Origin of the sequence: Chromobacterium sphagni, assembly GCF_001855555.1 — a bacterium.
Taxonomy (GTDB): domain Bacteria; phylum Pseudomonadota; class Gammaproteobacteria; order Burkholderiales; family Chromobacteriaceae; genus Chromobacterium; species Chromobacterium sphagni.
Genome location: NZ_MKCT01000001.1, coordinates 780,168 through 803,873, shown reverse-complemented (window position 1 = coordinate 803,873; position 23,706 = coordinate 780,168). Strand labels below are relative to the sequence as shown.

The 23,706-nt window shown below is 66.3% G+C and carries 23 protein-coding genes; 13 read left to right on the top strand and 10 right to left on the bottom strand.

Annotated features, from left to right (window positions below; translation table 11 throughout):
• The first annotated feature begins 116 nt into the window (after nucleotides 1–116).
• Nucleotides 117–1,991 carry a M3 family metallopeptidase gene (locus BI344_RS03890; RefSeq protein WP_071111611.1) on the top strand — a complete coding sequence of 625 codons (1,875 nt, stop codon included), beginning with the start codon at nucleotides 117–119 and terminating at the stop codon, nucleotides 1,989–1,991.
• 69 nt (nucleotides 1,992–2,060) lie between these two features.
• On the opposite strand, the gene BI344_RS03885 is transcribed toward BI344_RS03890, so the two are convergent.
• The 3 genes from BI344_RS03885 to gstA form a co-directional block, all read right to left on the bottom strand.
• Nucleotides 2,061–3,554, bottom strand: a complete 1,494-nt coding sequence (locus BI344_RS03885; RefSeq protein ID WP_071111610.1) for a DUF2235 domain-containing protein — start codon at nucleotides 3,552–3,554, stop codon at nucleotides 2,061–2,063.
• A gap of 20 nt (nucleotides 3,555–3,574) precedes the next feature.
• On the bottom strand, nucleotides 3,575–4,117 hold the full coding sequence (locus BI344_RS03880) for a hypothetical protein (RefSeq protein ID WP_139166876.1): 543 nt from the start codon (nucleotides 4,115–4,117) through the stop codon (nucleotides 3,575–3,577).
• A 124-nt stretch (nucleotides 4,118–4,241) separates the two neighbouring features.
• Nucleotides 4,242–4,856: a glutathione transferase GstA gene (gstA, locus tag BI344_RS03875; RefSeq protein ID WP_071111608.1), complete on the bottom strand. Its 615-nt coding sequence runs from the start codon at nucleotides 4,854–4,856 to the stop codon at nucleotides 4,242–4,244.
• Between the two features lie 162 nt (nucleotides 4,857–5,018).
• Here gstA and BI344_RS03870 point away from each other — a divergent pair, with 162 nt between their 5' ends.
• A complete protein-coding gene (locus BI344_RS03870; RefSeq protein WP_071111607.1) occupies nucleotides 5,019–5,897 on the top strand; it encodes a LysR family transcriptional regulator in 879 nt (292 codons plus the stop codon).
• 4 nt (nucleotides 5,898–5,901) lie between these two features.
• Here the strand turns inward: BI344_RS03870 and BI344_RS03865 are convergent, their stop codons facing one another.
• From BI344_RS03865 to BI344_RS03855, 3 genes are all read right to left on the bottom strand, one after another.
• Nucleotides 5,902–6,447, bottom strand: a complete 546-nt coding sequence (locus BI344_RS03865) for a hypothetical protein (protein ID WP_071111606.1) — start codon at nucleotides 6,445–6,447, stop codon at nucleotides 5,902–5,904.
• Nucleotides 6,448–6,514: 67 nt separating this feature from the next.
• Nucleotides 6,515–7,366: a D-hexose-6-phosphate mutarotase gene (locus BI344_RS03860; protein WP_083370055.1), complete on the bottom strand. Its 852-nt coding sequence runs from the start codon at nucleotides 7,364–7,366 to the stop codon at nucleotides 6,515–6,517.
• 69 nt (nucleotides 7,367–7,435) lie between these two features.
• A complete protein-coding gene (locus BI344_RS03855) occupies nucleotides 7,436–7,882 on the bottom strand; it encodes an Mpo1 family 2-hydroxy fatty acid dioxygenase (protein ID WP_071111604.1) in 447 nt (148 codons plus the stop codon).
• A gap of 111 nt (nucleotides 7,883–7,993) precedes the next feature.
• Between BI344_RS03855 and hutC the strand changes: the two genes are divergently transcribed.
• From hutC to BI344_RS03815, 8 genes are all read left to right on the top strand, one after another.
• Complete coding sequence (hutC, locus tag BI344_RS03850) at nucleotides 7,994–8,710, top strand: histidine utilization repressor (protein ID WP_071111603.1); 717 nt, start codon at nucleotides 7,994–7,996, stop codon at nucleotides 8,708–8,710.
• A 181-nt stretch (nucleotides 8,711–8,891) separates the two neighbouring features.
• The gene (gene hutI, locus BI344_RS03845) at nucleotides 8,892–10,133 is read left to right on the top strand and encodes an imidazolonepropionase (protein WP_071111602.1); all 1,242 of its coding nucleotides are present in this window, start codon (nucleotides 8,892–8,894) and stop codon (nucleotides 10,131–10,133) included.
• 13 nt (nucleotides 10,134–10,146) lie between these two features.
• Entirely contained in the window at nucleotides 10,147–11,079 is a 933-nt protein-coding gene (gene hutG, locus BI344_RS03840) for a formimidoylglutamase (protein WP_071111601.1), read from the top strand.
• A 28-nt stretch (nucleotides 11,080–11,107) separates the two neighbouring features.
• The gene (hutU, locus tag BI344_RS03835) at nucleotides 11,108–12,778 is read left to right on the top strand and encodes a urocanate hydratase (RefSeq protein WP_071111600.1); all 1,671 of its coding nucleotides are present in this window, start codon (nucleotides 11,108–11,110) and stop codon (nucleotides 12,776–12,778) included.
• A 103-nt stretch (nucleotides 12,779–12,881) separates the two neighbouring features.
• Entirely contained in the window at nucleotides 12,882–14,414 is a 1,533-nt protein-coding gene (gene hutH / locus BI344_RS03830; protein ID WP_071111599.1) for a histidine ammonia-lyase, read from the top strand.
• Between the two features lie 247 nt (nucleotides 14,415–14,661).
• Nucleotides 14,662–15,600: a hypothetical protein gene (locus tag BI344_RS03825; protein WP_139166875.1), complete on the top strand. Its 939-nt coding sequence runs from the start codon at nucleotides 14,662–14,664 to the stop codon at nucleotides 15,598–15,600.
• Nucleotides 15,601–15,908: 308 nt separating this feature from the next.
• Nucleotides 15,909–16,793 carry a class A beta-lactamase gene (bla, locus tag BI344_RS03820; RefSeq protein ID WP_071111597.1) on the top strand — a complete coding sequence of 295 codons (885 nt, stop codon included), beginning with the start codon at nucleotides 15,909–15,911 and terminating at the stop codon, nucleotides 16,791–16,793.
• A 155-nt stretch (nucleotides 16,794–16,948) separates the two neighbouring features.
• Nucleotides 16,949–17,935, top strand: coding sequence for a questin oxidase family protein (locus BI344_RS03815; protein ID WP_071111596.1), 987 nt, complete (start codon nucleotides 16,949–16,951; stop codon nucleotides 17,933–17,935).
• Nucleotides 17,936–18,014: 79 nt separating this feature from the next.
• On the opposite strand, the gene BI344_RS03810 is transcribed toward BI344_RS03815, so the two are convergent.
• From BI344_RS03810 to BI344_RS03800, 3 genes are all read right to left on the bottom strand, one after another.
• The gene (locus BI344_RS03810) at nucleotides 18,015–18,698 is read right to left on the bottom strand and encodes a BPSS1780 family membrane protein (protein ID WP_071111595.1); all 684 of its coding nucleotides are present in this window, start codon (nucleotides 18,696–18,698) and stop codon (nucleotides 18,015–18,017) included.
• Nucleotides 18,699–18,862: 164 nt separating this feature from the next.
• A complete protein-coding gene (locus tag BI344_RS03805; RefSeq protein WP_071111594.1) occupies nucleotides 18,863–20,056 on the bottom strand; it encodes an amino acid aminotransferase in 1,194 nt (397 codons plus the stop codon).
• A 60-nt stretch (nucleotides 20,057–20,116) separates the two neighbouring features.
• The gene (locus BI344_RS03800; protein WP_083338617.1) at nucleotides 20,117–20,407 is read right to left on the bottom strand and encodes a superinfection immunity protein; all 291 of its coding nucleotides are present in this window, start codon (nucleotides 20,405–20,407) and stop codon (nucleotides 20,117–20,119) included.
• Between the two features lie 197 nt (nucleotides 20,408–20,604).
• Between BI344_RS03800 and BI344_RS03795 the strand changes: the two genes are divergently transcribed.
• From BI344_RS03795 to BI344_RS03785, 3 genes are read left to right on the top strand one after another with little or no spacing between them, the layout of a single operon-like run.
• On the top strand, nucleotides 20,605–21,045 hold the full coding sequence (locus BI344_RS03795; protein WP_071111592.1) for a GNAT family N-acetyltransferase: 441 nt from the start codon (nucleotides 20,605–20,607) through the stop codon (nucleotides 21,043–21,045).
• The gene (locus tag BI344_RS03790) at nucleotides 21,042–21,686 is read left to right on the top strand and encodes an alanyl-tRNA editing protein (RefSeq protein ID WP_071111591.1); all 645 of its coding nucleotides are present in this window, start codon (nucleotides 21,042–21,044) and stop codon (nucleotides 21,684–21,686) included. The genes BI344_RS03795 and BI344_RS03790 overlap by 4 nt, the downstream gene beginning before the upstream one ends.
• Nucleotides 21,683–22,573 (top strand): DMT family transporter, encoded by an 891-nt coding sequence (locus tag BI344_RS03785; protein ID WP_083370054.1) that lies wholly within the window; start codon nucleotides 21,683–21,685, stop codon nucleotides 22,571–22,573. Before BI344_RS03790 ends, BI344_RS03785 begins: the two co-directional genes overlap by 4 nt.
• Nucleotides 22,574–22,630: 57 nt before the next feature.
• Here BI344_RS03785 and BI344_RS24300 read toward each other — a convergent pair whose 3' ends face one another.
• Nucleotides 22,631–23,584: a tail fiber protein gene (locus BI344_RS24300; RefSeq protein WP_071111590.1), complete on the bottom strand. Its 954-nt coding sequence runs from the start codon at nucleotides 23,582–23,584 to the stop codon at nucleotides 22,631–22,633.
• Nucleotides 23,585–23,706 lie beyond the last annotated feature (122 nt).

The window sequence follows — 23,706 nt, the reverse complement described above, 5'->3', positions numbered from 1 at the left end:
TAGCTTGACCTTGTCCGGCATTGCGCATGAAACTCACTCATGCATGCTTTCGGGATACCGACCGATGGCGCCGGATGCCGCCGTTCGAGCGGCACCGCTACCCTGGAGAAATGGCAATGACCACACTGGCCGCGCTGCGCCAAGATTTCGACGCGCTCAACCACGACTACCTGGCGATACACAAGGCCAAGGAAGACCTGTTCTGGGACACTTATATGGCGGTGTCCGACGACCACGCCGGCTTCGCCCAGGCCGAGGCCGCGTTCAAGGACTTTATTTCCAGCCCCGAGCGCCTCTCGGCGGTGCAGCGGGCGCTGGCGCAACTGGACGCGCTGCCGGACAGCGAGGAGAAGCAGGGCTTGGCGCATGGCTACCGCGGCTGGCTGGCGCTGTTCCAGAGCAATATCATCGAAAGCGACGAGGCGCGCCGGCTGATGACCGGGCTGATCGAGCTGGAGGCGGAATTGTTCGCCAAGCGCCGCGACTACAAGATGCAGCACGTCAACGACAACGGAGTGCGCGAGGACGCCACCCTCAGCATGCTGTCGACCAATATGGGCACCAACCGCGACGAGGCGGCGCGCAAGAGTTCGCACGACGCGCTGCTGGGCCTGGAGCGCTGGGCGCTGGACAACGGCTTCATCGATATCGTCAGGCAGCGCAACGCGCTGGCGCGCAGCCTGGGCTACGCCGACTATTTCGAATACAAGGTGAAGAAGAACGAGCAGATGACGCCGGACGAGCTGTTCGCCATCCTCGATGATTTCGAAGCCCGCACCCGCGACGCCAACCAGCGCGCGCTGGACGATCTGAAAGCCAGGCACGGCGCGGATGCGTTGAAGGCGCACAATCTGCGCTTCCACATGAGCGGCGACGTCACCCGCCAGATCGACCCCTACCTGCCGTTCGCCAAGGCGGTGGAGCGTTGGGTGCTGAGCTTTCGCCGCCTGGGCGTCCAGTACCGCGGCGCCACCATGCAGCTGGACCTGGTGGAGCGCGAGGGCAAGTATCAGAACGGCTTCTGCCACGGTCCGATTCCCGCCTTCCAGGATGGCGCGAACTGGGTGGCCGGCCAGATCAATTTCACCGCCGACGCCAAACCGGACCAAGTGGGCAGCGGCGCGCGCGCGATCAACACCCTATTCCACGAAGGGGGCCATGCCGCCCACTTCGCCAATGTCGCGCAGAATTCGCCGTGCTTCTCGCAGGAGTTCGCGCCGACCTCGATGGCTTACGCCGAAACCCAGAGTATGTTCTGCGATAGCCTGCTGGACGATGCCGACTGGTTGAAGCGCTACGCCAAAAACAGCCGCGGCGAAGCGATTCCGGACGCGTTGATCCGCGCCCGCATCGAAACCAGCCAGCCGTTCGCCGCCTACGCCGAACGCTCGATCGCGGTGGTGGCGTATTTCGAGCGCGCGCTGTACGCGCTGCCGGAGGCCGAACTGACGGCCGGCCGCATTCTGGAGCTGGCGCGCGCCTGCGAGCAGCGCATATTGGGCATCGCGGTCAGCCCGCGCCCGCTGCTGGCGATTCCGCACCTGCTCAATCAGGAATCCGCCGCCGCCTATCACGGCTATCTGCTGGCTAATATGGCGGTGCACCAGACCCGCGCCTATTTCCTGCGCGAATACGGCTACCTCACCGACAATCCGGCCATCGGCCCCCTGCTTGCCCAGCATTACTGGGCGCCGGGCAACAGCATCAACCACAACGCCACTCTGGTCAGCCTGACCGGCGAGCCATTCAACGCCCGCTATCTGGCCGAATCCTGCACCCAGAGCGTGGCACAAGCCTGGGCCGACGCCGAGCAACTGATCGCGGAATCCGCTGCGCGCAGCTATCCGCGGCAGTACCCGGACCGGCTGGACGCCCATATCCGCCTGGTGCACGGCGCCGAGCTGATCGCCGACAACGCCGACGGCGAGGAGGCGATGTTCCAGCGTTTCGAAGCCTGGGTGGCGCAGCGCTATCCGGCCAGCGTGCACTGAGGCGGGTCCGCGCTGCGACAAAGAGAACGGCCGGGATGCCCCGGCCGTTTTGCATTGCCGGCTGGGCGCCTACAGCGCCAGCCCGGCGGTTGGTCGACGGCCCGGCTGCGGCGACAACGGCTTGGCTTCGGCGTGGGGGCCGGGCGCATCCGGCGCCTGGGCCAGCGCCAGCAGCGATTGCGCGGCGGGCTTGAGCGCGGCAGCGGCAAGCTCCAGCGTGGCCGGCTTGCCATCCGGATGCAGCAGGCTGACCCGGCTCTGGCCGTCGTGCAGCATCGCGAACCCGGCTTTGGCCAGCCCCTGCTTCCAGCCTGCCTGGCTCAGCGCCGCGCTGATGTTTTCGCGCTGATCGGCGTTGAACGGCAGTTTGTCGCGTTGGCACATCTGCTCCACCGCGCCGCGCGCCTGTTGCAGCAGCGCCTGCTTGGCGGGGCTGAGCGCGGCAGCGGCCGCCTGGGGAAAGGCCACCCGGCTGGTGGCGCCCGCGAAATAATCGTGGATCGTCATCACGCCTTGCGGGCCGCCGGGGCCTTGGCTTTGCTGCAGCTGCACCAGCTTGCCGGCGAAGTCGTTGAAGCGGGTGGTGGTGACGCCGTTGGCGCTGGTCACTTCGGCCTGGCGCGCCACTTGGTCGGTGCGGCGCGCCACCCGGTCCTGATCGTAGCTGCCGTAGGTGGTCCAGATGGTCTGGCCGTACTGGTTGACGCCCTCGTCGTGCACCAGCGCCGGCTGGCGCGGATCGAAGCCGCGCTGCGGCGGCACCGGGGCGATGGCGAGTCCGGCCTTTTGCAGGAAAGCGGTGCCGGCCTGCAGTGCCAGCGCGCCCAGGCCATTGTCGTAGCCGCCGCCGACGTCGCAATGGTTGCCGGGCAGGCTGAAATTGACTGCGCCTTTTTGCGCGGAAAAATCGGCGGCCTGGAATTCGCTGCGGTACTCATGCTCGGCGCGCAGGATCAGCAGGTTGCGGCTGTTGGGCGGGAAGGCCATGTTGCCGGACATGCCGGTCATCACCGGATCGTACAGCGCCGCGGCCGACAGGCCCAGCTGGCCGGGCGGTACCAGCATCCTGTTGCTGGCTGGGTCGGTCAGGCCGCGCTCGTACAGCAGCTGGGCGAATACCGAGGCGGCGTCGTTGCCGCGGCTGAAGGCGGCGGCGGCCACGGCGACGCTGCCGCCGGGGTGGGTTTTCAGCCAGGATGACGCCTGTTGCTGAAAGTCGTCGTAGGCGAGATTGGCGGTGCGCACCGCCTCGGCGGTGACCGCCGGCGGCAGGAAGGACGAGCCGGGCAGGGTGCCGGAGGTTCCGGGGCCGGCGAAGTAGCGCGCCGTCAGGTTGGAATTGTGGCTGGCCGCCTGGGCGGCCTGCTGGTAGAGCTGGGCGGCATTGGTGCTTTGCATGCCGCGCGGCAATTTGTCTTTATTGTTGCTGGTGCCATCAAAGGCGGCGAAATAGACGAATTGCCCGGCGGCGATGTCGGGCTTGGCGGCTTTGGCGATGGCGGCGGCCTGGTCCTGTGCCGCCTTCAGCTGCTCCGCGCTCAGTTGTCCGGCGATTCTGGTCATGTCGGTTCCAGTTCAGCCGTTCATTGCTGCCGCGACAGCGGATAGATCACGTAGCGCTGGAAGCCTTGCTGGCCGTCGGCTTGCAGGCTGCCGAACAGGTATAGCGGGGCGGCGCCGGCCGGAATGCCGGACAGCGAGCAGGCCAGCATGTAGCCGGCCTGCGGCGCGTTCAGGTCCCAGCATTGCCGGATGGCCGGCTTGGCGGCCAGCGCCGGCTTGAGCCTGGCCATCGCCTCCGCCAGGTCGGGCGGCAAGGCCGAGTCATCCTGATGCCGGATGGCGAATTGCAGCGCCGCGGTTGCTTCGCCGCTGTCCTGCAGCAACCGCACCTGATCCAGCTGCTGGCGGTAAGGCTGGGCCGGCGCGCCGGGGGCGGAGAAGACGGTGGTGAGCATGCAGTGGCTGTCGTCGCGGCAGGCCAGTTGCAATTGCAGCTGGTTGCCGGCCTGGCCGATGCTGGCAGTGAAGTCGCCAGCCAGACCGGCGGCGGGCGCGCTTTGGGCCGGCAGGCTGGCCAGCGTGCAGGGCAGGGACAATAGTAGGATCGTCAGGGGTTTGCGCATGTTTTTCCTTGGCTGTGCGTTTCCGGCCGGGCCGGCCTGGGGGCGTCGCCGCAAGGGCGGTGGAAAAAGCATACGCGGAGCGCCGCGGCACGCACAAATGACCGGACTCCTCCGGGATGGGCCGTCAGACCGGCGCCGAATCCGCCTCCGCCCGCAGCGCCTGGCGGACCGCGTCGCGGCCGTCCACCCGCGCGTGAAAAGCGCGCAAGCGCGGCCAGCCGGCCAGGTCGATGGCAAAGCGCGGCAGCCAGCCCAGCACCGTGTACAGATAGGCGTCGGCCACGGAAAAAGCGTCGCCCAGCAGGTAGTCGCGCTCCCGCAATACACGGTCCAGCCAGTCCAGGCGCTTGCCCAGCCTGGCCTGGAACATCGCGCGCGCCGCTTCCGGCAGGTCGGACTGGAACAAGGGGGCGCTGCCGGCGTGGAGCTCGGCGCTGATGAAGTTGAGCATTTCCTGCAGGCGCAGCCGCTGCCAGCTGCCGTTGGCCGGGGCGAGTCCCGCCTGCGGCCTGAGGTCGGCCAGGTATTGCAGGATCGCCGGGCCTTCGGTCAGCACCTCGCCGTTTTCCAGCCGCAGCGCGGCGACGTAGCCCTTGGGGTTGATGTCGCGGAAGTCGCCGCCCTCGGCGGTGCGTTTGCTGTGGTTGTCGACGCGGATCAGTTCGAACGGCAACCGCAGCTCGCGCAATACGATGTGGGGCGCCAGCGAGCAGGCGTGGGGAGCGAAATACAGTTTCATCGGGTTTTCCTGTGCGGGGCCGCTGCCGGAGCGCAGCGGATCATGGTCATGCTGCCGGCTGCGGCAGGGGCAGTAAAACGGCTTTTTCAGCCGATTGCCATCAGCTGCGCTTATGGCAGAATGCCAGGGGTATTTTGGCGAATGCATGGACGGGAGACGGCGATGATGAATCTGATGCACTGGCGCTTGCTGCTGGCGGTGGCGGATTGCGGCACTGTGACGCAGGCGGCGAGCCGGCACGGCATCAGCCAGTCCGGCGCCAGCCAGGCGATACGCCAGTTGGAGCAGGCGCTGGGCATGGAGCTATTTGTCCGCGACCGCCGCGAGACCAGGCCGACCGCGCTGGGCGAGCAGGTGCTGCAACGGGCGCGCGCGATGCTGGCCGAACTGGACGGCATCCGCCGCCTGGCCGACGAGGCGCGCGGTCTGGCGGCGGGGCGGTTGACGGTGGCGGGCTTTCCCTCGCTGTTCGCGCGCGGCCTGGCGCGCAGCCTGGACCGCTTCCGCCTGCTGCATCCGGGGCTGGAGCTGTTGTGGCTGGAAGGCAGCGACGAGGAGATCGAGCAGTGGCTGGCGGAGGACAGGATAGATCTGGGCGTGGTGCTCAATCCGCAGGCCGACGGCGCGGCGCAGTTGCTGGGAGAGGACGCCTGGATGGCGGTGCTGCCTGGCAGTCACCCGTTGGCCGGACGCGCCAGCAGCCTGGGGCTGGCGCCGGAGACGCTGGCCGGGCAGCCCTTCATCGCCGCCACTGGCGGCTGCCGGTTGGATGGAGAGAGTGTGCTGGCCGGCCTGGGCGTGGCGCTGGCGGATGTTAGGATGAGGCTGCGCGACTGGGGCAGCGCGCTGGCGATGGTCCGTGGAGGCCTGGGCGTGGCGGTGGTGCCGGAGTCGGTATTGCCGGAAGGGCGGCGCGGCCTGCGGGCCTATCCGCTGCTGGGAGCGCCGCCGCGGCGTTTCGCGCTGGCGGCGTCGGCGCGCGGGGTGGCGTCGCCGCAGGCCCGGGCGCTGCTGGCCTGGCTCGCGAGCGAGCCAGTGTGAGCGCTTATTGCTGGCGGTAGATCAGCCGGCCTTCGAACAGCAGCTCGTTGGGCGTTAGCGACAGGCTGTTGCCGGGCGCGGCGCGGTCGAAGACGAAGCGTTGGCCCTGGTACTCGATCCAGGCGCTGATCGGCTCGCCCTGGAAGCGGCCCAGAATCTCTTCGGAGCGCACCACCTCGGCGTCGGCCGGCAGGGTCAGCCCCTGCGGCGTTTCCGGCTCCACCTCCCAGTTGTCGCGGTTTTCCGGTTGCGGGTCGTGGCGGGTGGCGGAGTTCAGCCAGATGCGGAACATCCACAAGGGCAGCAGCACGCGGTGCACGCGCTTGTCGTCGGTGATGACGCAGGCCACCGGGAAGCGCTGGTGGCATTGCGGACAGCAGGCTTCTGCGGACAGGAAGATCTTGCTTTGCTTGAGGCTGGCGATGCCTTCCATGTGTTCCGCGCCCACCATGGCGCGGCACTGCGGGCAGTGCTTGCCGAAACGGCGCACGCTGTTGCCGTTGGCGAAGGTGAGCGGGAGGAAGCGGGAGATCTTGTCGGGTCGTGCCATTGCTGCGTTATCCGGGTATGGGCGCCGCCGTTTTTTGGCTGCGGCGGCAAGCCCTTGATTATAACGCCTAGTCGGCGCGAGAGAAATGCAGCCGGCAACTTAGCGTGTGGCCGGCGCCGGGCGCCAGCGTGCGGGCGTCATCGCCGGCGTTGGCGGTTTCGACGCAGATGAAGCATCGCCAGTCTTCGTCCGGCAGATCGGCGAAGCGCTGCGCCTTGGCCGGCGCCGGGTTCCACAGCACGGTGCTGGCGGAGCCGGCGCTGGCGATGACGAGGCGGCGGCACCAGCCGCTGTCGTCCAGCGTCACGGGGTGAGCGGAGTACGCCACCAGGTCCACTTCGCCGGCGAAGCGGAACGGCTCGGCCGGCAGCAGGGTGTGGGCGTCGCCCACCTTGTCGTGAGCCGGCGCGCCTTCCAGGCCGCTCAGCGAGACGTTCGCAATGTCGGACACCGCGAAATAGCTGTGCAGCGCGGCGCTGACGGTTTGCGGCTGCGCGCCGTGGTTGCGGCTGTGCAGGGCGATCTCTACGCCGTCGGGGCCGATGCGGTATTCCAGGTTGGCCGACAGCTCGCCATGGCGCGGTCCGGCCAGTTTCACGTGGAACACCTCGCCGTCGCGGCCTGCGTCGGCCAGCGTCCACAGCTGCTGGCGCGCCACGCCGTGCGCCGGCTGGCCGCTGCCCGCGGGATGCGGGCCGAACCACGGCCAGCACACCGGCACGCCGCCGCGTATCGCCTTGCCTGCTTGATAGGTGGCTTGCGGCGACAGGTAGAACAACGGCGCTTCGCCGTCGCGGCGGTAATCCAGCAACTGGCCGCCCAGCAGCGACAGCCGCGCGGAGAAGCCGTCGCCGGTCAGCTCGATCTGATTGACGCCGGGCGACAGTTCTCCGAGCGTGAGTCCTTGTGGATGAGACATGCTGCGCTCCATCGGATGCGGGGAAGCGCCGATGATAACGCGGACGGCGTGACAGGGCGACGACGCCGCTCAATCGTTGCGCAGCAGGCCCAGCCGCCGCCACAGCGCGCGCAGCGTCCATAGCGGGCCGATCAGCAGAAACTGCAGGTCCTGCGCGAACGACGGTTTCCGCCCTTCGCGCGCATGGCCGGCGAACTGGCCGGCCCAGGCCAGCGCGAACACCAGCAGCGAGGCGTAGCCCAGCGGCAGCCCCTGGCTCTGCGCGATGGTGAGCAGCAGCAGCGCCAGGCTGCACAGCACCGCCATCACCAGCGCCACCGGGCGCGACAGCCGCCAGTACCAGAGCACGGCGCCCAGCCACAGCAGCCAGGCCCAGGGCAGCGGGCCGGGCAGCGCGATCAGCATGCCCAGCAGCGACAGCACGATCAGCGGCACGCACAGCTTGTGGATGGCGATGTTGAACGGATGGCGGTGGCTTTCGTCGTAGGCGGCCAGCCATTGCGGCAATGTCATCATGGCGACGTCTCCTGCTGCGGTGGAAGGGTTCCGGCATTTTCTGCGCTGGATCAGGCGGCAAGGCGGCGGCCCGCGTTACAATCCGCCATCCCCGCTCACTCTGGAACCACGGTGTCAGACTCCCCGCTACCGCGTTATCAGCGCATCAAAGACTATATCCTGTCCGGCATACGCGACCGCCATTTTCTGCCCGGCTGCAAGATTCCGCCTGAACTGGAACTGGCGCGCCAGTTCGGCGTGTCGCGGATGACGGTCAACAAGGCGGTGCGCGATCTGGCCGAGGCCGGCATCCTGCTGCGCTTCGCCGGCGACGGCACCTATGTGGCCGAGCGCAAGGCGGAGTCGCCCTTGCTGGACATCAACAATATCGCCGCCGAGATCGAAGCGCGCGGCCACCGCCACACCGCCCAGGTGATCGTGCTGGAAGCGCTGCCGGCCAGCGAGGAGGTGGCGCTGCGGCTGGGGATGAAGGCCGGCGGCCGGGTGTTCCATTCTTTGATAGTCCATTGCGAGGACGATGTGGCGATCCAGCTGGAAGACCGCTACATCAACCCGGCCTTCGCGCCGGACTACCTGGCGCAGGACTTCAGCCAGCGCACCCCCAACGACTACCTGATGCACAGTTGCCCGCTGACCGACATCGAGCACAGCGTGGAGGCGGTGCTGCCCGGCGTGGGGGAGCAGGCGCTGCTGGGCATCGCCGCCGGCGAACCCTGCCTGTTGGTGCTGCGCCGCACCTGGTCGCACAAGAAGCTGGTCAGCTTCGCCCGGCTGACCCATCCCGGGCTGCGCTACAAGCTGCGCTCGCAGACCCGGGTGAAGAAGTGAACGGTATATACAATTAGGCCGCAGAGGCCATCCAGACAGGCCGCCCGCGGGGCGGCCTTTTTTATTGCCCCGCAACATCAAAAGCTTGCTCGGACCGGGATGGCGGCGCGCTTGCGCATCAGGCTTGACAGGGCGTGCCGTCTGGATAATTGTATATACAAATATAGACGGACATGACGCCATGACCCCATCTTCCGCTTCCCGTCCCAGCCTGTGGCTCAACGCCAGGCTGGCCAGCATGGACCCGGCCCATCCGGCGCCTTACGGCGTGCTGGAAAACCACGCGCTGCTGTTGCGCGGCGGCAACATCGAGGCGGTGCTGCCGCAGGCCGGCGTCGATCCCGCCGCTTTCGACGGCGACGTCCACGACCTGCAGGGCCGCTGGATCACGCCCGGCTTCATCGATTGCCACACCCACCTGGTCTATGGCGGCAGCCGCGCCGCCGAATGGGAAAAGCGCCTGAACGGCGTGCCCTACCAGCAGATCGCGGCGGAAGGCGGCGGTATCGTCTCCACCGTGCGCGCCACCCGCTGGCTGGACGAGGAGGAGCTGGCGCTGGAGAGCCTGCCCCGGCTGAAGGCGCTGATGGCCGAGGGCGTCACCACGGTGGAGATCAAGTCCGGCTACGGCCTGACCCAGGCGGATGAAATCAAGCAGCTGTCGGCCGCGCGCCGGCTGCAGGACTCGCTGCCGGTGGAAGTGGCCGCCACGCTGCTGGCCGCGCACGCGGTGCCGCCGGAATACGCCGGCGACGCCGACGGCTACATCGCCTACGTGGTGGACAGCATCCTGCCGCTGGCGGCCAGGGCCGGGCTCGCCGAAGCGGTGGACGTGTTCTGCGAGAGCGTCGGCTTCACCCCGGCGCAGACCCGGCGCGTGTTCGAAGCGGCGCGCGCCCACGGCCTGAAGGTGAAGGGCCATGTCGAGCAGCTGTCCAATCTGCACGGCGCCGAGCTGGTGGCGGAGTTCGGCGGCCTGTCGGCCGACCACATCGAATACCTGGACGCCGCCGGCGTGGCGGCGCTGAAGGCCGCCGGCACCGTGGCGGTGCTGCTGCCCGGCGCCTTCTATTTCCTGCGCGAAACGCAGAAGCCGCCGGTAGCGCTGCTGCGCGCCGCCGGCGTGCCGATGGCGGTATCCACCGACCTCAATCCCGGCACCAGCCCCTTCGCCTCCATCCGGCTGGCGATGAACCAGGCCTGCGTCTTGTTCGGCCTGAGCCCGGAAGAGGCGCTGGCCGGCGTCACCCGCCACGCCGCCCGGGCGCTGGGGCGCGGCGCCACCCATGGCCGTCTGGCCGCCGGCTGCGTGGCGGACCTGCTGGTGTGGGACATCGATCATCCCGCCGAGCTGGCCTACAGCGTCGGCGTGCCGCAGCTGAAGCAGCGAGTATTCCGCGGCTCTGCGCAAAACCTCGAATGAAGCGAGAGCGAACATGAGCATAGACATGAGCGGCTGGAGCGGCCGCATAGACAAGGGCGAGGGCGACGGCGCCAGGCGCTGGCACCAGCTGGTGCAGCCGCTGGCCGAAGGCTCGGCCCCCGGCATCGCCATCATCGGCTTCGCCTGCGACGAGGGCGTGCGCCGCAACCAGGGCCGTGTCGGCGCCGCCGGCGGCCCGCGCGCCTTGCGCAAGGCGCTGGCTAACCTGGCCTGGCATCCGACGCTGCCGCTGTACGACGCCGGCGACGTGGTGTGCGACGCCGGCAATCTGGACGCCGCGCAGCGCAAGCTGGCGCTGAAAGTGCAGCAGGTGGTGGAAGCCGGCCATCTGCCGCTGGTGCTGGGCGGCGGCCATGAAACCGCCTACGGCCACTGGCTGGGCCTGGCCGACTCCCACCCCGGCAAGCGCATCGGCATCGTCAATTTCGACGCCCACTTCGACCTGCGCCACGCCGATGAGGCCACCAGTGGCACGCCGTTCGCGCAGATCGCCGCCGACTGCGCCGCGCGCGGCCAGCATTTCCGCTACCTGTGCCTGGGTGTGGCCGAAACCGCCAACACCCAGGCGCTGTTCGACAACGCCCGCGCGCTGGGGGCCGAGTGGCGGCTGGACACCGAGATGACCGGCTGGCAACTGGCCGACATCCGCGGCCAGCTAGCCGAATTCCTGGACAGCGTGGACGCCGTCTACCTCACCATCGACCTGGACGTGCTGCCGGCGGCGCAGATGCCGGCGGTGTCGGCCCCGGCCGGCTACGGCGTCGACATCGCGGTGATCGAGACGCTGGTGGGCCGGCTGGCCAAGAGCGGCAAGCTGATCGGCGCCGACCTGGTGGAATTCAATCCCGAATACGACATCGACAGTCACGGCGCGAAAGCGGCGGCGCGGCTGGCATGGAGCCTGACCCGTCATTTACGCCGTTGATTGCGCAACATCCAGAGGAGAGACAGAGATGACCGACCCCCGCCACGATCCGTCGCGCGTGATCCGCGCTCCGCGCGGCAAGCAGCTAACGTGTAAAAGCTGGCTGACCGAAGCCGCCTACCGCATGATCCAGAACAATCTGGACGCCGAGGTGGCCGAGCACCCGCAAAGCCTGGTGGTCTACGGCGGCATCGGCCGCGCCGCCCGCAACTGGGAGTGCTACGACAAGATCCTGGAAACGCTCGCGCGCCTGGAAGACGACGAGACGCTGCTGGTGCAGTCCGGCAAGCCGGTGGGCGTGTTCAAGACCCACGAGAACGCGCCGCGGGTGTTGATCGCCAACTCCAACCTGGTGCCGCACTGGGCCAACTGGGAGCACTTCAACGAGCTGGATAAGAAGGGCCTGATGATGTACGGCCAGATGACCGCCGGCAGCTGGATCTACATCGGCAGCCAGGGCATCGTGCAGGGCACCTACGAGACTTTCTACGCGGTGGCCAACCAGCATTTCGGCGGCAAGCCGCAAGGCCGCTGGATTCTGACCGGCGGCCTGGGCGGCATGGGCGGCGCGCAGCCCTTGGCGGCGACGATGGCGGGATTTTCGATGATCGCCGTCGAATGCGACGAAACCCGCATCGATTTTCGGTTGAAAACCCGTTACGTGGACCGCAAGGCCACCACGCTGGACGAGGCGCTGGCGATTGTGCAGGACGCCAAGCAGAACGGCCGCGCGGTGTCGGTGGGCTTGCTTGGCAACGCCGCCGACGTGTTCGCCGAACTGGTGGCGCGCGGCATCACGCCGGACGTGGTCACCGACCAGACCTCCGCCCACGATCCGGTGCACGGCTATCTGCCGCAGGGCTGGAACGTGGCCGAATGGCGCGACAAGCAGAAGACCGACGCCGTCGCCGTCAGCGCCGCCGCCAAAAAGTCCATGGCCATCCAGGTGCGCGCGATGCTGGCGCTGCAGGAACGCGGCGCCGCCACGCTGGACTACGGCAACAATATCCGCCAGGTGGCGCTGGAGGAGGGCGTGGCCAACGCCTTCAACTTCCCCGGCTTCGTGCCCGCCTATGTGCGCCCGCTGTTCTGCGAGGGCATAGGCCCGTTCCGCTGGGTGGCGCTGTCCGGCGATCCGGAAGACATCTACAAGACCGACCAGAAGGTGAAGGAGCTGATCCCGGACGATCCGCACCTGCACAACTGGCTGGATATGGCGCGCGAGCGCATCGCCTTCCAGGGCCTGCCGGCGCGTATCTGCTGGGTGGGCCTGAAGGACCGCGCGCGCCTGGGCCTGGCTTTCAACGAGATGGTGAAGAACGGCGAACTGCAGGCGCCCATCGTCATCGGCCGCGACCATCTGGATTCCGGCTCGGTGGCCTCTCCCAACCGCGAAACCGAAGCCATGAAGGACGGCTCCGACGCGGTTTCCGACTGGCCGCTGCTCAACGCCCTGCTGAATACCGCGGGCGGCGCCACCTGGGTGTCGCTGCATCACGGCGGCGGCGTCGGCATGGGTTTTTCCCAGCATGCCGGCGTGGTGATCGTCTGCGACGGCACCGATGCGGCAACCGAGCGTCTCTCCCGCGTGCTGCGCAACGACCCGGGCACCGGCGTGATGCGCCATGCCGACGCCGGCTACGACATCGCGGTGAACTGCGCCAAGCAGCAGGGACTGGACCTGCCGATGCTGAAGTAAGCGCGGCAACGCGGAGGCTCCTGGCGGGGCCCCCGCCAAGCGGCGCGTTGCAGGATAAGCAAAGCGTAAACAGCAGAATAGAGAAGCAAGAGAGACCGAAGCCATGAGCATCCTCAACATCGTACCCGGCCAGCTCACCCTGGCCGACCTGCGCCGTGTTTCACGTGAAACCGGCCTGCAACTGCAACTGGACGCGTCCGCCCACGCTGGCATCGACGCCTCCGCCGCCACCGTGGCCCGCGTGCTGGCCGAAGGCCGCACCGTCTACGGCATCAACACCGGCTTTGGCCTGCTGGCCAGCACCAAGATCGCCACCGATGAACTGGAGCTGCTGCAGCGCTCCATTGTGCTGTCGCACGCCGCCGGCATCGGCGCGCCGATGGAAGACAGCACGGTGCGGCTGGTGATGGCGTTGAAGATCAACTCGCTGTCGCGCGGCTTTTCCGGCATCCGCCGGCTGGTCATCGACGCGCTGATCACGCTGTTCAACCGCGGCATCTACCCGGTGATTCCGCAAAAAGGCTCGGTCGGCGCGTCCGGCGACCTGGCGCCCTTGTCGCACATGAGCGCGGTGCTGATCGGCGAGGGCGAAGCCTTTGTCGACGGCGTGCGGGTGCCCGGCGCGGTGGCGATGCGCTCCGCCGGCCTCACGCCGATCACGCTGGCGCCGAAGGAAGGCCTGGCGCTGCTCAACGGCACTCAGGCGTCCACCGCCTTCGCGCTGGAAGGCCTGTTCGCGGCGGAAGACTTGTTCGCCGCCGCCACCGTGGCCGGCAGCCTGTCGGTGGAGGCCGCGCTGGGCAGCCGCACCCCGTTCGACGCGCGCATCCACGAAGTGCGCGGTCACCAGGGCCAGATCGACGCCGCCCGCGCCTACCGCGAGCTGCTGGACCACAGCGACATCGAGCGCTCGCATGAAAACTGCGGCAAGGTGCAGGACCCGTACAGCCTGCGCTGCCAGCCGCAGGTGATGGGCGCTTGCCTGACCCAGATCCGCAATGCCGCCGAAGTGCTGCGCGTGGAGGCCAACGCGGTGTCGGACAACCCGCTGGTGTTCGCAGGCGACAACGACATCCTGTCCGGCGGCAATTTCCATGCCGAGCCGGTGGCTTTCGCCGCCGACAACCTGGCGCTGGCCATCGCCGAGATCGGCTCGCTGTCGGAGCGCCGCATGGCGCTGCTGATAGACAGCAATCTGTCCAAGCTGCCGCCCTTCCTGGTCAACAACGGCGGAGTGAACTCCGGCTTCATGATCGCGCAGGTGACCTCCGCGGCGCTGGCCAGCGAAAACAAGTCGCTGGCGCACCCGGCCTCGGTGGACAGCCTGCCCACCAGCGCCAATCAGGAAGACCATGTGTCGATGGCCACTTTCGCCGGCCGCCGCCTGAGGGAGATGGCGTCCAATACCGCCGGCATTCTGGCGGTGGAGCTGCTGGCGGCGTGCCAGGGCATCGATTTCCGCGCGCCCAACAAGTCCAGCGAAAAATTGGAAGCCGCCAAGGCGATGTTGCGCGAGAAGGTGTCGTTTTACGACAAGGACCGTTATTTCGCGCCGGATATCGAGCAGGCGGCGGTATTGGTGGCGAGCGGTCGCTACAACGCGCTGTTGGCTGGCGGCTTGTTGCCGTCGGTGTAATCCGGTTTTTCCAGGCGGTCAGCGATGGACCGCGTGGGCTATAAAGAAAAGGGCAAGCCGTGGCGCTTGTCCTTTTTTCATTTCTTGGGCTGGTGAAATCATGGGTGCCAAGGCGGCATGCTTCGTTTTGATTCAAGTAGCGCGAAGTCGGTAATTTTTTCAGCGGGTCAGGCGCCTGGAGTCCTGAGTAGCGTTCCGATATCCGGGCGGTGCAGATGCTATTTTCGGGATTGAAAAGGAGATGGCGATGTCTTTTTTGAAAAAGCTGCAAATCAATATAAACAAGGTGGCGGAAGGGTATTTTGCCAACTGGACGCCTGAAATGCCTGTTTCTGTCGGAGACTATGGCGATATCAATGGATACCGGTTCACCCGAGATGGAAACATCTCTCGATACCGACTCAATCTAAAGATAGAGAGAATCCGCAAGGAAACCGCCAGCTTTGAGAAGAAGGATGGACTCATCGTCAAGACGCAGGCCTCTGCCGAGAGCGGCCTAGGCAGTGGGAATGTGAAGCTGGATTTGCAATTTGGCGAGGCGGGGTCGTTTTTATACCACCTCAGGGATATCACCAATATTCAGTTTCAGGAGCGGCGCGACGCATTCGAAAAGATCGGGCAATTGTTATTGTCGGGCAGGATAAAATGGAAAGACGATTACGTCTTGGTTGTTGAGGTCAAGCAGGCGGGAAAGGCTTTCATCCTGGTGGCCGAAGGCGATAATGTCAGCCTGCAGCTAGAATGCAACAGCGATATCGTCGGCAACCTTAACCTTGCCGATGTCGCCGGGCGAGTGGGCTATGTGAGGGACAGCGATAGCGTGATCAGGTATGAGGTAAGCGAGGCGATCTCTCCATTGTATCGGGTGGTCAGCTTTGCGGAAAGTCCGCCGGATGGCGGTGGAAAGCTTCCGCTGGGCGGGCTGGTGGAAAAGATACGCATGTGGTTTTCCGATAAAATGCCATTGCCTGAAACCATCTATCTGACCGAGTATTTCGATCGGGGTCATTCCGTGGCGGGAACTTTCACCCTGCCAAATGGCGAGACAGTCGGTTTGTGCCAAACCGTGGAAGACGCGGCTGGCTTTATATCAAAAAGCGAAAATGGCGACTTGGCCACATTGGGCATAGCGGAGTTGGAGGTGGTTTCCGTTTTGCTCAATGCGGGGCAAATGTATGATGAATGACAAGCGGCCCACTTGATCGGGCATATTGACTCTGTTCCTGCGGTGGCGATGTGCAATCGCATCCTGCCCGCCCGCCGGGCTGCAAGTCCGCCAGCGCGATTGCCTGCGCTGGCGGATAGGATTTGCGGCCAGTCCGCTGTGCAGGTCTGATATTGCGGGAGTCGAACCCGCGGCCTTTCCGCACTTGCTCTGCCGCAGAACTTCCTCGCCATGGCCGCGGTCTATGCCGATCGACCCGGCGCGGCGTGATGATTTGGCCTGCCTGTCGCCGGCCTTCATCCCGTACAACCGCTTATTTGGCAGATCCCATGTCACATCCGATTCCGCGCCGCTTGTTCCTGCTTTCCGCCGCCATGCTGCCCCTGGCCAGCCTGGCCTACCCTCCCACCAACCGTCGCGACGCCGCCGCTGCCGGCGCGCGGCTGGCCCGCTTGGAAAAAGACTTCGGCGGCCGGCTGGGGGTGTTCGCCATCGACACCGCCGACGGTGCCACGCTGGGCCACCGCGCCGGCGAGCGCTTTCCGTTCTGCAGCACTTTCAAGGCGATGCTGGCCGGAGCGATCCTGGCGCGCAGCGAGCGCCAGCCGCAGCTGCTGGCGCAGCGCATTCATTATCAGAAGAGCGGACTGGTCGAGTATTCGCCTGTCACCGAGCGGCATCTGGAGGATGGCATGACGGTGGCGGAGCTGTGCGCAGCCACGGTGCAGTACAGCGACAACAGCGCCGCCAATTTATTGCTCCAGCTATTGGGCGGCCCGGCGGAGCTCACCGCCTATATGCGTTCCATCGGCGACGGCAGCTTCCGGCTGGAGCGCTGGGAACCCGAACTCAACGGCGCGATTCCGGGCGAGGAGCGCGACACCACCACGCCGCAGGCGATGGCGCAAAGCCTGCGGCAGCTGGCGCTGGGGGATGGCCTGGCGTCGCCGCAGCGCCGGCAGCTGGTCGACTGGCTGTGCGGCAACACCACCGGCGCGGAGAAGATCAAGGCTGGCGTGCCAGCCGATTGGCTGGTCGGCGACAAGACCGGCGCCGGCCGCTACGGCAGCAGCAACGACATTGCCGTGCTGTGGCCGCAGGGCCGTCCGCCCATCGTGCTGGCGGTGTACACCACCCAGCCGCGGCGGGACGCCAAGCCGCGCCACGACGTGGTGGCGTCGGCCGCGCGCATCGTGGCGGACTGGCTGGCCTGAGCGCCTGGCGACGCGTTGTCGGGCAAGGGCGGGAATGTCCCGCCTTTTTTCATCGGCATTGCCGTGGGCTATCGTCGCCATCTTGAAATCCAATTGGCATTGGATGCGTCGCGGGAGCAAAGTGAGGCGATATGGCGGTTCAATGGAGATGCGCAATGATGCAAGACCTTTTGTCCCCGCTGCTGGCTTATTCCGGCAGCTATCGAGGCGGTTTGTCCAATCACCTGCCGATGGAATTGCAGGCGCTGGCGGAGCTGGGCGCGGACGAGGGGCAATTGCGTCGGCACGCTGCGCGTCACGGCCATCTCGAGTTCTTGCAGGACGATGGCCGCGACATCGCCGACACCTGCGGCTGGCTTGGCGATGAGGCCAGCGAGGCGGCATGGAGGCGGCGCTTCGCCTGGGAGAGGCGGCAGGGGGAATGGCTGCGCCATTGGGCTGGCCGTTTGCGGCTGGTGCAGGCCGCGCCGGCCGGCGCGTCGTTCCATGGCCTGATCCGGCTGGCGTATGCGTTGCGGGGCGGCGTGGATGGCGAGATCGACGCCGCGCTGGCCTATGCCTTGTCACACTGGAAACTGCTGGATCTGCCGGGCCAGTCGCCGTCGGCGCAGACGCTGCCCGACCTGCTGGCTGATTGGCGACGCTCGCCGATCCTGCTGCCACCGCAGGGCGGCCTGATCCTGGACGACATCGAGCGGGCGCTGGCATTGGCGGAGTTGTCCGCCCGCCTGCCGCCCGGCTTGCTGGGCAGCGCGAGGGAGCAGCGCCGCTATTGCCGCCTGCTGTTTCTGGCCACGCGTGATCTGGATGCGCTGCATCTGATCACCGCCTGGGAGGCGGCGCTGAGCCTGGCGCGCGCCCAGGGGCTGGCCGAGGTGGCCGACAGCACGGCGTTGCAGATGCAAGCGGCGCTGATCGGGGTGTTCATCTATTGCGGCTGTCCGGCGCTGGATGTGGCGGTGCCGCAGATGCGGCGGGATGCCGCGGCCATCCGCCGCATGGTGCTGCGATTGCAGGACGCGCACAGCATCAAGCTGGCGCTCAGTTGCCTGTGGCTGGCCGGAATGGAGGGCGATGCAGCCTGGCTGGCGCTGGCAGAGCAAACGGCGCAACAAGGCTGGAAAGCCATTGCGCTTGCTTAGTGCGCCAGCGGACAGGAGCCGCGCGGGAAAAGTAAAACGGCAGCGTGACGGCTGCCGTTTTTCTATTTGGCCGGGCGGCTCAGACGGATGGCGCGGCGTTGCCGCCGCTGGAGAAAATGTCCAGCCAGGCCATGTACAGCGAGATGTAGATGACCGGAATCAGCACCAGCAGCGCCAGGCCCAGCGTGAAGATGCTGAGGATGGCCAGCAGCAGGATGGCCAGGAAGTAGACCAGCAGCGGGCCCCAGTTCTTTTGCACGGCGCTGATGCTCAGCCGCAGCGCCGGCCACAGCGTGGCCTGGTGGAGGCTGATCAGCGGCACGACGAACATGCAGGCGATGCTGAACAGCCACAGCAGCACTTCGCCGAAAATCAGCAGCTGGTGCCGCGCGCCGCTGGTTTCAACCACATGCTGGGCGATGTAGCCGTTCAAGATGGCAATCGGCAGCAGTAGCAGGCAGTAGCCGGCCATGGGTTTGAGGCACAGCCGCCAGCCCAGGAACAGGTCCGTCATGCTGACCGTTTCGCCCTGGCGCTGTTTGCTGGCGGCCAGCAGGTAGCCGGCGGTGAACAGCGGGGCGGAGAGGCCGAGCAGCGCTTGGCCGAGCAAGGACAACCGCGACAGCAGCAGCGTGATGGCCAGATAGACAATGCCCATCAGCACCCATGTCATTTTTTGCTGGCGGAATAACTGGTAGCCGTCGACGATCCAGCGCCAGCCCTGTTTGGCTTCGACTGCGCGTGCCTGTATTGCGGATTCCATGCATTGCTCCCAACGGGTGTCGCGGGCCGGGAGGGGGAGTCCGGGCGCGTAAGTTTACGAGAGGGTATTCTATACGAATCAAGATGCGGGCAGCAGCCACGCCATGGTGATGGCGGGAGAGGAAGACGGGCCGCCGTCCGGAGAGGCGGCCCGTGGAAGCGGTGTTACTGCACCTTGGCGAAAGCCTCGGCGACGTAGGGCGCGTTGGCGGTGTTGAGGCCGGCCACGCACATGCGGCCGCTCCCCACCAGATAGACGCCGAACTGTTCGCGCAGCTTGTCCACCTGGCCCTGGCTGAAGCCGGTGTAGCTGAACATGCCGCGCTGGTTCACCAGATAGCCGAAGTCGCGGCCCGGCAGCGACTCCTTCAATACCTTCACCAGCACGCCGCGCATCGCCTGGATGCGTTCGCGCATCTCGTTGACTTCCGACACCCACAACGCCTTCAGTTCAGGATCGTTCAGCACGGTGGCGATCACCCGCGCGCCGTGCGTCGGCGGGCTGGAGTAGTTGCGGCGCACGGTGGCTTTCAGTTGGCCGGCCACCAGCGCCGCCTCGGCGGCGTCGTCGCACACCACCGACAGGCCGCCGCAGCGTTCGCCGTACAGCGAGAAAATCTTGGAGAAGGAATTGCTGACCAGGCAGGCCACGCTGGCGTCGGCCATCGCGCGGATGGCGTAGGCGTCCTGCTCCAGGCCGGCGCCGAAACCCTGGTAGGCGATGTCGAGGAAGGGAATCAGCTGGCGGGCCTTGGCCACCGCCACCACCTGGTCCCATTGCGCGTCGGTGAGGTCGGCTCCGGTGGGGTTGTGACAGCAGGGGTGCAGCAGCACGACGCTCTTGGCCGGCAGCGTTTGCAGCTTGGCCAGCATGGCGGCGAAATCGACGGCGCGGGTGGCGGGGTCAAAATACGGATAGCGCTCCACCGTGAAGCCGGCGCCTTCGAAGATGGCGACGTGGTTGTCCCAGGTGGGATCGCTGACCCACACGCCGGAGGCGGGGAAGTAGCGCTTGAGAAAGTCGGCGCCCACTTTCAGCGCGCCGGAACCGCCCAGCGTCTGCAGCGTGGCGATGCGGCCGCTTTGCACCGCCGGGTGGCCGGCGCCGAACAGCAGCGTCTGGATGGCGTTGCGGTAGGCGGCCAGGCCGTCCATCGGCAGGTAGGTGCAGGGTTGGGCCGGCTGCTTGGCCAGCAGCGCTTCGGCCTGTTCCACCGCCTTCAGCCGCGGAATGCGGCCGGCTTGGTCGTAATACAGGCCGATGCTGAGATTGACCTTGTCGGCGCGCGGATCTTTGCCGAAGGCTTCCACCAGCGACAGGATGGGGTCGCCGGCATAGGCGTCTACATGTTGGAACACGAGTCTTCTCCTCTTGGTTGTTTGCGCCCGCGCTGTGGTCCGGCGGGTCGTCGGGTGGTGTCAGGCCAGGTCGTCGCGCTTCAGGGCCAGGCCCATCGCCACGATCCAGGGCAGGATCAGCCAGCCGCCCAGCAGGTTGAGCAGCACGATCCTCTTCAGCCGCGGACTCTTCACCAGCGCCGCGGTCACCGTCGGCAGCAGGTAGGCGCCGGCCATCACCAGCGCGTCGCCCAGATACAGGGCGATGTCCACCAGCTGCGGCTGCTGGCGCCAGTTGCCGTAGCACCATAGCGCAATTGCCAGCAACAGCAGCGCGAACAGCAGGTTTCTCAACAAGGGCAGTGGTTTCATGGCGGCGGGGGCAAGAAATGGCAAACCGATATCCTGCGAGTTTTTGCTCTGGCTGGCAACGGCTAGTTGCAAACCAAGCAGCAATTAAATGCCATAAAATCAGGATGATTAAGCATCTTGAATCTGTTCGCATGCCAAATGCTTGTTTGGCTCCGGCCATTTGTTTAGGCTGTGACTTTACGCAAGAGAGTAAGGCGATGGCGCTTGAAGTGGATACCCGGCCCGAACGGCTGGACCGCGACATGGTTTACCGTTATCTGTCGCAGGAGTCCTATTGGGCGCGCGGCTTGCCGCGCGAGGTGTTCGAACGCTCGCTGGCCAATGCGCTGTGTTTCGGCGGCTATGCCGAAGATGGCAGCCAGATCGCCTTCGCCCGGGTGATCACCGACCGCGCCACCTTCGCCTACCTGGCCGATGTGTTCGTGTTGGCGGCCTGGCAGGGGCGGGGCATGGGCAAGCAGCTATTGCGGACCATTCTGGCGCATCCGGATTTGCAGGATTTGCGGCGGATGATGCTGGCCACCGCCGACGCGCACGGCCTGTACGCGCCATTCGGTTTCAACGAGTTGTCCAAACCGGAGCGGCTGATGGAGCGGCTGGACCAGGATGTCTATCAGCGGCTGGCGGTTGCGCGATGACCCGCAAGCAGTTCTGGAATGATCCCTACCAGACCGAGCTGACCACCCGAATCAATCGGGTGGACGGCGAGCGGATATGGTTGGAGGCGACTATCTTCTATGCTTTCTCCGGCGGCCAGGAGAGCGACAGCGGCAGCATAGGCGGCCATCCGGTGCGGCTGGCGGAGAAGCAGGGGGCTGACATCGTCTACACGCTGGACGCGGACCATGGGCTCAAGGCCGGCGACGCGGTGGAAGTGAAGATAGACTGGCCGCGCCGCTACCGGCTGATGCGGCTGCACTTCGCCGCCGAGCTGGTGCTGGAGGTGATCTGCCGCGACGTCGCCGGGGCGGAGAAAATAGGCGCGCACATCGCGGCGGACAAGGCGCGGATAGACTTCGCGCTGGACGCGCCGATCACACCCTTGCTGCCTGCCATCGCCGCCCGCGCGCAAGCCATCGTCGACTCCAACCTGCCGATAGCCAGCGAATATTCCGATGAAACCAGTCAGCGCCGCTATTGGCAGCTGCCCGGCTTCGCCCGGGTGCCCTGCGGCGGCACCCACTTGAAGCGCAGCGGCGAGGTGGGGCGGCTGCGGCTCAAGCGCCGCAACCTCGGCCAGGGCAAGGAGCGGGTGGAGATCTACCTGATGGATGAATGATGCTGTATGACCTCGCCGCGGTCGGCGCCGCCGGCTGCTGGGCCTTGGGCAGCCTCTTGGGCGCCGCGCCTTCGCGCCATTTCGGCCCGTTCGCCTTCACCCGTTTGCGCCTGACCCTGCTCACCGTGCTGTTGGGCAGCTACAGCTTGCTGTCCGGCGGCTGGCACAGCGTCAGCGCCGCCAGTCTCTGGCCGGCGCTGCTGTCCGGGCTGACCGGGATATTCCTCGGCGACACCGTGATGTTCGCTTCGATGAACCGGCTGGGGCCGCGCCGCACTGGATTGTTGTTCGCCACCCATTCGGTGTTTTCGGTGCTGCTGGGCGTGTTGTTTCTGTCAGAACGCTTGAGCGCGGGCGCGTTGCTGGGCTGCCTGCTGGTGTTCGGCGGCGTGCTGCTGGCGGTGGCCTTTGGCCGGCGCGAGGTGGACGCCCACGTTTGGGAGCGCAACGACAAGCTGATGGCCGGGGTTGCGCTGGGCCTGGCCGCCGCCTTGTGCCAGGCTTTGGGCACCTTTTTCGCCAAGCCGGCGATGGCGGCCGGGCTGGAACCGGTGACCGCCTCGGCGCTGCGGATGGGCATCAGCTGCGGCGCGCACTATCTGTTGTGGCTCAGCGGCTGGAAACTGGCGCAAAGCCGCGGCGGCTATACCCCGCGGATGCTGGGCCAGACCGCGCTGAACGGCATCGTCGCGCTCGGCTTGGGCATGACGCTGATCATGCTGGCCTTGCAGCGCGCCGATGTCGCCACGGTGGGGATCTTGTCGGCGCTGAGCCCGGTGCTGATCCTGCCGATGCTGTGGGTGGCGCTGAAACGGCCGCCGCCGCCGCTGGCCTGGCTGGGCGCGGCGGTCAGCTGCGCCGGCACCGCGCTGGTGGTGCTGCGCTGAGCAATGAAAAACCGCGCCAGGCGGCGCGGTTTCACGTGGAACATCGCGGGGGGGACTTCAGCACTTGATGCAGGCGAGCAGGGCGACGTTGCGGGGACGAGTTTCAACTCCACCGAAAGCTTGAGCAAGACCCAGACCGGTATTGGAATTGATAGCCCCATTACCGCCTTGCGCTCCTGCCAAGCCCGGACCACTTGAGCTTCCTCCAGTATTAAATCCCCAGGCTATAACATCGTGTTGATGTGCGCGCAGCTCATCTCGTTCCAACGAGCCGAATTTTCTGTCGGCTTGTCCTGGCACATCGGACGCTGGCCTTCCGCCAATCCATCCCCGCACGAATTCGCCGCGCAAGTCTGGTAGTACGAATGTTGTCGAGCCATCTCCCACGCCGTAGCAAATGCCAATGGCAGCGAACAGCGGCGCGTAATCCTTGCGTGATACGGCGCGGCCATCGGCAATTAACCAGCCGGCAGGCGCGTCTTTCATCGCGAAGTACGCCACCATGCCGGCAGGCGCCGCTGCGTTGACCTGGGTCGATGTGGCGCCATCGGCGATGCCATAGCCGGCCAGCGTGGCGGCCTTGTCGGCCTTGCCGGCAAGCAGCTTGGCGATGCTGGCGGCGAAATTCTGGTCGTTGCCCAAAGCCGCCGCCAGTTCCTGCAGGGTATTGAGCGCGCCAGGCGCGCCGGCCACCACGCCGTCGATGGCGGTTTTCAAATCGGTTTTGCTGGCGCCGTCGACGATGCCGTAGCCGGCCAGCGTAGTGGGTTTTTGGGCGCCGCCCCAGGCCATGTTCTGCACCGCTTGCAGCAACTGATCCTTGCGTGTCGGATCGGCATTCTGGCCGTTGTTCTTGATGACGGTCAGCACTTCCTGCTGGGTGGATTGAATGGCGGCCTGGGCATTGTTGAGCCAATCGGCGCTCAGCACGGTGCCAAGAGTGCCGTTGGCGGGGTTGCCGTCGTGGAACAGATTGTCGTCGCTGCTTATCGGCTTGAGAATGTCTTGCAAGGCATGGTCTCCTGCTGGGCAAAAAAGGAAATCGGCCGAGGCCGATGACAGATGTCGTGGAATTGGCGACGATTGTGCAGGAGGCGCGAAAGAAGGATCAGCGGACGCACGTCAGTACTGAC

What these genes read in the sequence shown, in the direction of transcription:
- BI344_RS03890 (WP_071111611.1), top strand. Translation starts at nt 117, where the DNA reads ATGACCACACTGGCCGCGCTGCGCCAAGATTTCGACGCGCTCAACCAC.
- BI344_RS03885 (WP_071111610.1), bottom strand. Translation starts at nt 3,554, where the DNA reads ATGACCAGAATCGCCGGACAACTGAGCGCGGAGCAGCTGAAGGCGGCA.
- BI344_RS03880 (WP_139166876.1), bottom strand. Translation starts at nt 4,117, where the DNA reads ATGCGCAAACCCCTGACGATCCTACTATTGTCCCTGCCCTGCACGCTG.
- gstA (WP_071111608.1), bottom strand. Translation starts at nt 4,856, where the DNA reads ATGAAACTGTATTTCGCTCCCCACGCCTGCTCGCTGGCGCCCCACATC.
- BI344_RS03870 (WP_071111607.1), top strand. Translation starts at nt 5,019, where the DNA reads ATGATGAATCTGATGCACTGGCGCTTGCTGCTGGCGGTGGCGGATTGC.
- BI344_RS03865 (WP_071111606.1), bottom strand. Translation starts at nt 6,447, where the DNA reads ATGGCACGACCCGACAAGATCTCCCGCTTCCTCCCGCTCACCTTCGCC.
- BI344_RS03860 (WP_083370055.1), bottom strand. Translation starts at nt 7,366, where the DNA reads ATGTCTCATCCACAAGGACTCACGCTCGGAGAACTGTCGCCCGGCGTC.
- BI344_RS03855 (WP_071111604.1), bottom strand. Translation starts at nt 7,882, where the DNA reads ATGATGACATTGCCGCAATGGCTGGCCGCCTACGACGAAAGCCACCGC.
- hutI (WP_071111602.1), top strand. Translation starts at nt 8,892, where the DNA reads ATGACCCCATCTTCCGCTTCCCGTCCCAGCCTGTGGCTCAACGCCAGG.
- hutG (WP_071111601.1), top strand. Translation starts at nt 10,147, where the DNA reads ATGAGCATAGACATGAGCGGCTGGAGCGGCCGCATAGACAAGGGCGAG.
- hutU (WP_071111600.1), top strand. Translation starts at nt 11,108, where the DNA reads ATGACCGACCCCCGCCACGATCCGTCGCGCGTGATCCGCGCTCCGCGC.
- hutH (WP_071111599.1), top strand. Translation starts at nt 12,882, where the DNA reads ATGAGCATCCTCAACATCGTACCCGGCCAGCTCACCCTGGCCGACCTG.
- BI344_RS03825 (WP_139166875.1), top strand. Translation starts at nt 14,662, where the DNA reads ATGTCTTTTTTGAAAAAGCTGCAAATCAATATAAACAAGGTGGCGGAA.
- bla (WP_071111597.1), top strand. Translation starts at nt 15,909, where the DNA reads ATGTCACATCCGATTCCGCGCCGCTTGTTCCTGCTTTCCGCCGCCATG.
- BI344_RS03815 (WP_071111596.1), top strand. Translation starts at nt 16,949, where the DNA reads ATGATGCAAGACCTTTTGTCCCCGCTGCTGGCTTATTCCGGCAGCTAT.
- BI344_RS03810 (WP_071111595.1), bottom strand. Translation starts at nt 18,698, where the DNA reads ATGGAATCCGCAATACAGGCACGCGCAGTCGAAGCCAAACAGGGCTGG.
- BI344_RS03800 (WP_083338617.1), bottom strand. Translation starts at nt 20,407, where the DNA reads ATGAAACCACTGCCCTTGTTGAGAAACCTGCTGTTCGCGCTGCTGTTG.
- BI344_RS03795 (WP_071111592.1), top strand. Translation starts at nt 20,605, where the DNA reads ATGGCGCTTGAAGTGGATACCCGGCCCGAACGGCTGGACCGCGACATG.
- BI344_RS03790 (WP_071111591.1), top strand. Translation starts at nt 21,042, where the DNA reads ATGACCCGCAAGCAGTTCTGGAATGATCCCTACCAGACCGAGCTGACC.
- BI344_RS03785 (WP_083370054.1), top strand. Translation starts at nt 21,683, where the DNA reads ATGATGCTGTATGACCTCGCCGCGGTCGGCGCCGCCGGCTGCTGGGCC.